Origin of the sequence: Streptomyces sp. NPDC001816 (genome assembly GCF_042892235.1) — a bacterium.
Classification (GTDB): Bacteria; Actinomycetota; Actinomycetes; order Streptomycetales; family Streptomycetaceae; genus Streptomyces.
Genome location: NZ_JBIATY010000028.1, coordinates 1 through 9,618 on the forward strand (window position 1 = coordinate 1; position 9,618 = coordinate 9,618).

Annotated in this window: 5 protein-coding genes; all 5 read left to right on the plus strand. The window is 70.2% G+C overall.

What is annotated here, in order from left to right; genetic code table 11:
- Window positions 1-1,519, plus strand: a 1,519-nt coding sequence (locus tag ACFYZZ_RS45190; RefSeq protein WP_389189911.1) for an amino acid adenylation domain-containing protein, incomplete at its 5' end; no start/stop codon positions are given.
- Between the two features lie 230 nt (window positions 1,520-1,749).
- Entirely contained in the window at window positions 1,750-2,691 is a 942-nt protein-coding gene (locus ACFYZZ_RS45195; RefSeq protein WP_389189913.1) for a TauD/TfdA family dioxygenase, read from the plus strand.
- A gap of 14 nt (window positions 2,692-2,705) precedes the next feature.
- Entirely contained in the window at window positions 2,706-3,482 is a 777-nt protein-coding gene (locus ACFYZZ_RS45200) for a thioesterase II family protein (protein WP_389189915.1), read from the plus strand.
- Window positions 3,483-3,574: 92 nt separating this feature from the next.
- A complete protein-coding gene (locus ACFYZZ_RS45205) occupies window positions 3,575-3,787 on the plus strand; it encodes an MbtH family protein (RefSeq protein ID WP_389189917.1) in 213 nt (70 codons plus the stop codon).
- A 117-nt stretch (window positions 3,788-3,904) separates the two neighbouring features.
- Window positions 3,905-9,618 (plus strand): amino acid adenylation domain-containing protein (locus ACFYZZ_RS45210; RefSeq protein WP_389189919.1); only part of this gene is annotated, 5,714 nt, incomplete at its 3' end.

Sequence of the window (9,618 nt, forward strand, 5' to 3'; positions counted from 1 at the left end):
TGTGGCGCTGGATCCGGAGTATCCGGCGGATCGTCTGGCGGGCATGGTGGAGGACACCGCCGCGCCGGTGATCGTCACCGAGCGGCGTCTGCGTGGGGTTCTTCCTTCCACCTCCGCTGTGGTGCTGTTCGTCGATGACGAGGCCGCTTGGGCCGACGAGCCGGCGGGGAACCCCGCCCCGCTGGCCATGCCGGACTCCGGGGCGTACCTGGTGTTCACGTCGGGCTCGACAGGCCGTCCCAAGGGCGTGGTGAACACCCACCGAGGCGTGGTCAACCGGCTCGACTGGACGCACCGCCATCTCCGTCTGACCTCGGACGACGTGGTCCTGCAGAAGACCGCGTCGGGGTTCGACGTGTTCGCGTGGGAGATCTTCGGCACACTGATGGCGGGGGCCCGGATCGTCGTCGCCCGGCCCGGTGGTCATCGTGACCCCGCATACCTCGGCCAGGTAATGGCCGAACAAGGCGTCACCGTCGTGGACTTCGTCTCCTCGATGCTGGCCCTCGTGCTGGAGGAAGGCGGGCTGGAGAAGTGCCGCTCCCTGCGCGCTGTCGTGGGCGGCGGCGAGGAGATGTCAGTGCCGCTGGCCCAGCGCCTGCTGGAGGCGCTGCCGGGGCTGGAACTGCACAACTCCTACGGGCCCAGTGAGACGGCGATCGACTGTACTTTCTGGAGCGCTCGCGGCACTCTTCCCGTGGGACTGGAGCATGTCCCGATGGGGAAGCCGATCCAGAACACCCGGCTCTACGTGCTGAACGACGAGCTGTGCCCGCAACCGGTGGGCGTTCCCGGCGAGTTGTTCATCGCGGGTGCGGGCGTTGGCCGCGGTTATGTGCGGCGCCCCGGTCTGACAGCGGAGCGCTTCGTACCGGATCCTTACGGGGAGGCCAGTGCCCGGATGTACCGGACCGGTGACCGGGTGCGCTGGCTGGCCGACGGCACGCTGGAGTTCCTCGGCCGGATCGACGACCAGGTCAAGATTCGTGGTGTGCGGATCGAGCCGGGCGAGATCGAGGGCGCGCTGGTACGGCTGCCCGACGTCCGTGAAGCCGTCGTGCTCGTACGCGAGGACACTCCCGGTGACAAACGGCTGGTGGCCTATGTGGTTCCGACGGCGGGTGCCGCCGCCGAACCCGGTGCGCTGCGCACCGAATTGGGCCGGTTGCTGCCCGGGCACATGGTGCCGGCGGCGTTCGTGAGGCTGGAGCGGATCCCGGTCACGCCGAACGGAAAGCTCGACCGCCGTGCTCTGCCCGCCCCCGCCTCGGACGCGTTGGCCCGTAGCGCCTATGTTGCTCCGCGCAGCATGGCCGAGTTGGGCATGGCGGCCGTGTGGTCCCAGGTCCTGGGGCTGGAGGAGGTCGGCGTCGAGGACTCGTTCTTCGACCTCGGCGGCGACTCCATCCGGGCTGTCGCCCTCGTCGGTGCCCTGCGTGCTGTCGGTCTCGAGGTCTCGATCCAGCAGCTGTTCCACCACCGGACGATCGCCGCGCTGTGCGCGGCCGCGACCGGCTGATCCCAGGCCCCTGGCCCATGGCCGGCCCGCCCCCTGCCTTGATGACCGAGTTCGCCCGGACGTCAGGACAGGGGGCTGCGTACGCGACTTCCGGCCAGGTTCTGCCCTCCCTGCTGCGGGCGACTGCTCTCCGGCCGGCGTAGCCGCCCCATAGGCACAGTGGCGAAGAAATATAGATCGACCCGGACAGTGGGGACTGAAGCGCAACAGACCTGCTGGGAGATGAAGAGATGACTGGTCACGAGGACTGGGTGCCGTTCGAGATCTCGCCCGGAAACTCCGGGGCCGACGCAACCGCTCGGGGCCTGACCGCGTATCTCCGGGGACTGGACGACCTCGCCGGGCTGCTCGCCCGGGAAAAGGCCCTGGTGTTCCGGGACTTCGGGGTCACTCCCGAGGAACTCGACGAAGTCATGGACGAGCTGCTGCCGAACCGGCTGGCGTACGTGCACGGCAACTCGCCCCGCACCAAGGTCGGGAATAACGTCTACACCTCGACGGAATACCCGCAGGAATTCACCATCTCGATGCACAACGAGATGTCCTACGCCTACGCGTGGCCCTCCCGGCTGCTGTTCTTCTGCGAGCGGCAGCCCGAGACCGGCGGCGCGACTCCCGTTGTCGACGGTGTGCGCTGGCTGACCGCGCTCGACCCCGAGGTGCGCGAGGCGTTCAAGGGCGGTGTGCGCTACACCCAGAACCTCCACGGCGGCATGGGCCTGGGCAAGAGCTGGCAGGACACTTTCGAGACGCAGGACCGGGCCGAGGTCGAGTCGTTCCTGGAGAAGACCGGGTCGTCGTGGGAGTGGAAGGCCGACGGCGGGCTGCGCGTGCATCAGGACCGGCAAGCCACGATCAGGCACCCGGTCACGGGTGACGAGGTGTGGTTCAACCAGGCCGACCAGTGGCATCCGGCCGGGCTCGGTGACGAGACCGCCAAGGCGCTGGCCCAGATCATGCCGGCGGAGGACCTCCCGCAGAACGTGACCTTCGCCGACGGCACGCCCATCCCGGCCGAGTACGTCACCCAGATCCGCGACCGCGGCCTGGACAGCGCCGTGGACGTCGACTGGCGCACCGGCGACCTGATGCTCATCGACAACGTCGCCGTGGGCCACGGGAGGCGGCCCTTCACCGGGGCGCGCCGTGTACTCGTGGCGATGTGCGACTGAGCGCCGGGTCACCCATGAGCACGTACCGCACGTATGAGACGTCGTCGGCGTCCTCCGCCTGGTTCCGGGTCTTCCGCCCGCGCCCCGAGGCCCGCGTCAGGCTGGTCTGCTTCCCGCACGCAGGAGGCGCCGCCAGTGCCTTCCGGACCTGGACGGAGCTCCTCCCACCCACCGTCGAGCTGGTGGCGGTGCAGTACCCGGGCCGACAGGATCGTTTCCACGAGCCCGCCCTGGAGGACATGGACGTTCTGGTGGACCGCCTGTCCTTCGCGGCGGCCCACCGGCTCCGCGGCCCGGTGGCGTTCTTCGGCCACAGCCTGGGCGCGACCGTTGCCTATGAGGTCGCGCGGCGGCTGGCTGGGCGGCAGCCCGAGGTCGTGCGGCTGTTCGCGTCCGCGCGCAGCGCCCCCTCCGTCGACCGTCGCCACGACCTCACGTTCCCCGACGACGACGCGCTGCTGGACTACATCCGCGCCCTCGGCGGCACCGGGGCGGGCGTGCTGGAGGACCGCGAGCTGCAGGAGCTGGCCCTGCCGACGCTGCGCAGCGACTTCCGGCTGGTCGCCGGCTACCGGTCCGTGGCCGGGGAGCAGCTGACGTGCCCGATCACCGCCATCGCCGGGGACGCGGACGCGTCGTTCACGCTCGCCGACGCCGAGCAGTGGCGTCGGCACACCAGCGGCACCTTCAGCTCCGTGGAACTGTCCGGCGGTCACTTCTACATCGAGGACGTTCCCGAGGACCTCGTGCGGGTCCTCGTCGGCGAACTCGGTGTCGCGGCCGCCGTCTGACGCACGCCGCCGGGCCCTGCTGCCCGGCGCACGCCCCGAACACACGCGTTTCACGCAACGCGCTCCCTGACACACAGACGAAAGGTGCCGTGATGGCCAACCCCTTCGAGGACCCGGACTCCGCGTATCTCGTCCTGACCAACGCCGAGGGCCAGCATTCCCTCTGGCCGTCCTTTGCCGACGTACCGGCGGGATGGGAATCCGTCCACGGTCCGGCCAAGCGTCAGGAATGCCTGGAGTACGTGGAGCAGAACTGGGCCGACATGCGGCCGAAAAGCCTCCGCGAGGCGATGGCGCAGTCCTGAAGGCCGTCCCGCGTTCCCCCCGGATTTCTCGCGCGGACCGCGCCGGAACCCGGACGGAAGGCGGGACATTTTTTCGTCCATATCTTTCCGGGGTGAAGAGTAGTGTCAGAAGCGCGTGTGCAGCAGGTTTGGCCCTTGTCGGCGGCCCAGTCCGGCATCTGGTTCGCCCACCAGATGGACCGGACGCGCCAGAAGTACAAGATCGCCGAATACATCGAAATCCATGGGCCGGTGGACACTGGGCATTTCGAGACGGCCTATCGGCAGGTGGTCCGTGACATCGACGCGCTGTGGATGCGGTCCGTCGAGCCCGACGGACGGCACGTGGTCGTCGACCCCGACGATGCGCCCGCGCTGACGATCCTCGACCTTTCAGGGGAGAGCGCACCGTTGCAAGCGGCGCTTGCCTGGATGAAGGCCGACGTGGGAAGCCCTCTCGACCTGGAGCGGGGTCCGCTGTACCGCCTCACCCTGATCAAGATCGCTGATGACCGGTTCATCCTGTGCCACTGGTACCACCACATCGTGATCGACGGTTACTCCAGGGGCCTGATCGTGCAGCGGCTCGCCGACGTCTACACCGCGCTCGTGGAGGGCACCGAGTACGGCGCGAGCGTACTCGGCTCCCTGCGTGACCTCCGGGCGGAGGACGAGGAGTACCGGGCGTCGGCGGACTACGCCGAGGACCGCGCGTTCTGGCTGGACAAGCTGGCCGACCGGCCCGCGCCGGTCCGGCTCGACGGGCGCCCGGAGAGCGGTGTCGGTGACGGCGGACACGAGCCGTTCATCCGCAGGACCGCCTTCCTGTCCGAGGAGGAGGTCGAAAGGCTGGGCGAGACCGCGCGCGGGATGCGGGCGCACCTGTCCACCCTCCTCATGACCGCGGCCGCTCTCTACTGCTGGCGTGCCACCGGACAGAGCGATGTCGTCCTCTCCCTCCCGGTCGGTGCCCGCACCACGCCCACCAGCCGGGCCACCGTCGGGATGACCTCCAACGTGCTGCCGCTGCGGATGGCCGTACGGCCCGACGAGAGCCTGGAACAGACCATCCGGCGCATGGTGCCGGAACTCCGCTCGGCCCTCCGGCACCAGCGGTTCCGGCATGAGGACCTGCGGCGCGAGCTCGGCCTCGGCGCCGGCGACGCGGGCATCCTCGGCCCCGCCGTCAACATCATGCTCTTCGACCACGAGCAGCTGTTCGCCGGGCACTCGACCACCGTGCACAACCTCGCCCTCGGCCCCGTCGACCACCTTTCCGTGGCCATCTACGACCGGGGCCACGGCCGCGGCTGGCGCGTGGACTTCGACGCCGACCCTGCCTTCTACGGCCGGGACGACCTCGACGGCCACCAACGCCGCTTCCTGCGCATGCTCGGCGAACTGGTCACCCGCCCCGACCGCCCCGTCGGCGAACTGGACCTGCTGACCCCTGCCGAGCGGCGGGAGTTGCTGGAGGAGTGGCGAGGCGCGACGGGGGTGGTTCCGGAGGGGTCGCTGGCCGAGCTGTTCGAGGCGCAGGTGGCGCGGACTCCGGACGCGGTGGCCGTGGCGGCGGACGGAGTGGAGATCACGTACGCGGAGCTGAACGCCCGCGCCAACCGCCTGGCCCACCGGCTCGTAGGACTGGGCGTCCGCCGCGAGTCCCCGGTGGCGCTGCTGCTGGAGCGCTCCGTGGAGGTCGTCGTCGCGGTGCTCGCGGTGGTGAAGGCCGGAGGCGCCTACGTCCCCATTCATGGTTCGTTCCCGCCGGACCGGGTCGCCTGGGTGGTGGCGAACACCGGCGTGACCGTCCTGATCACGGACTCCGCGAGCGCCGACCGGGCGCCGCGCCTCGGCCTGGACATCGTCAGTGTCGACGATCCCGTCGTGTCGGCCGAGGGCTACAACCCCGGCATCGCCATCGAGCCTCACCAGCTGGCGTACGTCATGTTCACCTCGGGCTCGACGGGCGTGCCGAAGGGTGTGGCGGTGGCGCACGCGGATGTGCGGGCGCTGGCGTTCGACTCGCGGTGGCGGGGTGGTGCGCATGAGCGGGTGCTGATGCATTCGCCGCACGCTTTCGACGCCTCGACGTACGAGATGTGGGTTCCGTTGCTGACCGGGGGACGGCTGGTGGTGGCGCCGGCCGGTGATCTGACGGCGGCCGCACTGGCACGGGTGATCGCCGAACACGGTGTGACGGGACTGTGGCTGACAGCCGGGCTGTTCAGCCTGGTCGCGGACGAGGAGCCGGGCTGTTTCGCGGGCGTACGCGAGGTGTGGACCGGTGGCGACGTGGTCTCGCCGGTCGCGGTGGCACGGGTGCTGACGGCTTGCCCCGGCCTCACGGTGGTGAACGGGTACGGTCCGACCGAGACGACCACCTTCGCCGCCACTCACACGGTGACCGAGACGCCGTCCGGCGCGCTGCCCATCGGGCGGCCGCTGGACGACATGCGTGCCTACGTTCTGGACGCGGGCTTGCGTCCGGTCCCGGCAGGTGGCGTCGGCGAGTTGTACCTCGCGGGTGCGGGTGTGGCCCGTGGGTACTGGGGCCGTGCCGCTCTTACGGCGGAGCGGTTCGTGGCCTGCCCGTACGGCGATCCCGGTGAGCGTATGTATCGCACCGGTGATCTCGTGCGGTGGAACCACGAGAGCGGCCTGGACTACGTCGGGCGTGTCGATCAGCAGGTGAAGGTGCGGGGTTTCCGCATCGAGCTGGGCGAGATCGAGACGGTGCTGGCGGGCCACGACACCGTGGGCCAGGTCGTCGTGGTCGCCCGTGAGGACCGGCCGGGGGACAAGCGCCTCGTCGCCTATGTGGTGCCGGTTCCGGGCGCTGCTGTGGACACCGCCGAGCTGCGTCGCCTCGCCGGCGAGGAACTCCCGGAGTTCATGGTGCCGTCGGCGGTGGTCGTACTGGACGAACTGCCGCTCACCGGCAACGGCAAGGTCGACAAGCGGCTGCTGCCGGCGCCCGATTTCGCCGGTGCCGTCACCGGCCGGGAGCCGGCCTCACCTCGCGAGGAGGTGCTGTGCGGGCTGTTCGGCGAGGTGCTGGGCCTGGAGCGGATCGGCGTCGAGGACTCCTTCTTCGACCGCGGCGGCGACTCCCTGATGGCCACCCGGCTCGCCAGCCGCGTGCGCGCTGTCTTCGGGATCGAGCTCAGCATGCGCGAACTCTTCGAGGCGCCCACCGTCGCCCGGCTCGCCGCACACCTTGACCAGTCGACCGCCGACGGCGCCCGGCCTGCCGTACGCACCATGGAGCGGCCGGAGACCGTACCGCTCTCCTTCGCCCAGCAGCGCCTGTGGTTCCTCAACCAGCTCGAGGGCCGCTCCGCCACCTACAACGTGCCCATGCGGCTCCGCCTGACCGGCCCCCTCGACCGGGAGGCGCTCGACGCGGCGCTCCGGGACGTCGTGGCACGCCACGAGAGCCTGCGTACCCTCTTCCCCGACACCGACGGCGTCCCGGCACAGCGCATCCTGCCGCCCGGCACCGGACTGCCGGAGCTGTGCGTCACCGACACCGCCCCGGAGCGACTGCCCGCCCTGCTCGTCGAGAACGCCCGGCAGGGCTTCGACCTGGCCACCGAACTCCCGCTGCGCGCACACCTCTTCGCGGTCGGAGCCGAGGAGCACGTACTGCTGCTGGTCCTGCACCACATCGCCGGTGACGGCTGGTCGCTGGCCCCACTGGCCACCGACCTGACCACCGCCTATGCCGCACGGTGCCGGGGCGAGGAACCCGCCTGGGACGAACTGCCGGTTCAGTACGCCGACTACACGCTGTGGCAGCGGGACCTCCTCGGCAGCGAGGACGATCCCGACAGCCTCGTCCGCCGTCAGATCGCCCACTGGGCCGAGGCCCTCGACGGGCTGCCCGACCAGATCGAGCTGCCCACCGACCGCCCGCGGCCGGCCCAGGCCAGCTACCGCGGCGGTGCCGTACCGCTGCGCGTCGACGCCGGGCTCCACGGCGAGCTCACCGAGTTCGCGCGCGCCCACCACGTCAGCGTCTTCATGGTGCTCCAGGCCGGCATCGCCGCGCTGCTGACCCGTCTCGGCGCCGGCACGGACATCGCCATCGGCACCCCCGTGGGGGGCCGCACCGACGTCGCCCTCGACGACTTGGTCGGCATGTTCGTCAACACGCTCGTGCTGCGTACCGACACCAGTGGCGCCCCCGGATTCCGCGAACTGGTGCGCCGGGCCCGCGAGACCGACCTCCAGGCATACGCCCACCAGGACGTGCCCTTCGAACGGCTCGTCGACGTCGTCAGCCCGGTGCGGACCACCTCTCGCCACCCACTGGCGCAGGTGATGCTCGGACTCCGCAACGCCGGTCTGCCGTGCCCCGAACTCCCTGGCCTGGACGTGGAACTGGGGCCGGTCGACATCGGCGTATCCAAGTTCGACCTGACCTTCTTCCTCACCGAGGAGCACACCGAGGACGGGCAGTGCGCCGGACTGCACGGCGACCTCGAGTACGCCCTGGACCTCTTCGACACGGACACCGCCGCCTCCATCGGCGATCGGTTCGTCCGGCTGCTGGCCTCCGCGCTGCGCGATCCGGATCTGCCGATCGACGACCTCGACATCCTGGCCCCTGCTGAGCGACGGGAGTTGCTGGAGGACCGCCGTGGTGCCGAAGGTGTGGTGCCGGAGGGTTCGCTGCCGGAGTTGTTCGAGGCGCAGGTGGTGCGGTCGCCGGATGCGGTGGCGGTGGTGGCCGACGGTGTGGAGGTCACGTACGCCGAGCTGAACGCCCGCGCCAACGGCCTGGCCCACCGGCTCGTGGCGCTGGGTGTGCGAAGCGAGACACCGGTGGCCGTCCTTCTGGAACGTTCCCTCGACGTCGTGGTCACCACGCTCGCGATCGTCAAGGCGGGCGGCACCTACGTGCCCGTCCACGGTTCGTACCCCCGCGATCGCGTGGCGTGGGTGCTTGCCGACACCGCTGCTCCCGTGCTCATCACCGACCGGGACTGGGAGGCGTCGGACCTGACCATGTCTCCGGACTCCCCAGCCGTCGGCACCGTCAGTGTGCTGCGGCTCGAGGACCTGGTCACCGATGCCCCGGCCGTCGATACCTTCGACCTCCGGGTTCCCGTGACGGACACGCAACTCGCCTACGTCATCTACACCTCAGGTTCGACGGGCGTGCCGAAGGGCGTGGCGGTGTCGCACGCCGATGTGCGGGCGCTGGCGTTCGATACGCGGTGGCGCACGGGGGCGCACGAACGGGTGCTGATGCATTCGCCGCATGCTTTCGACGCCTCGACGTACGAGATGTGGGCGCCACTGCTCCAGGGCGGCCGCGTGGTCGTCGCCCCTGCCGGCGCGCTGGACGCCCACGTGCTGCGGAGCCTGGTGGCGGAGAAGGGCCTTTCGGCGATCTTCATCACGACGGCGTTGTTCAATCTGATCGCGGAGGAGGACGCGGGGGCGTTCTCGGGTCTGAGAGAGGTACTCACCGGCGGTGAGGCGGCCTCGCCCGCGGCGATGCGTCGGGTGCTGGAGGCCTGCCCGGGGATTGCTCTGGGGCATGTGTACGGGCCGACGGAGACGACGACGTTCGTCACGCACTGGCCGATGCGGTCGGCCGGTGCGGTGCCGGAGGTGCCGCCGATCGGTGTCCCGTTCGACGACACGTGCGCGTATGTGCTGGACGGCCGTCTCGGGTTGGTGTCGTCGGGTGTGGTGGGTGAGTTGTATGTCGCTGGTGCTGGTCTGGCTCGTGGTTATTGGGGTCGTCCGGGGTTGACGTCGGAGCGGTTTGTTGCGTGTCCGTTCGGTGGGGCGGGGGAGCGGATGTATCGCACCGGGGATCTGGTGCGGTGGAATCG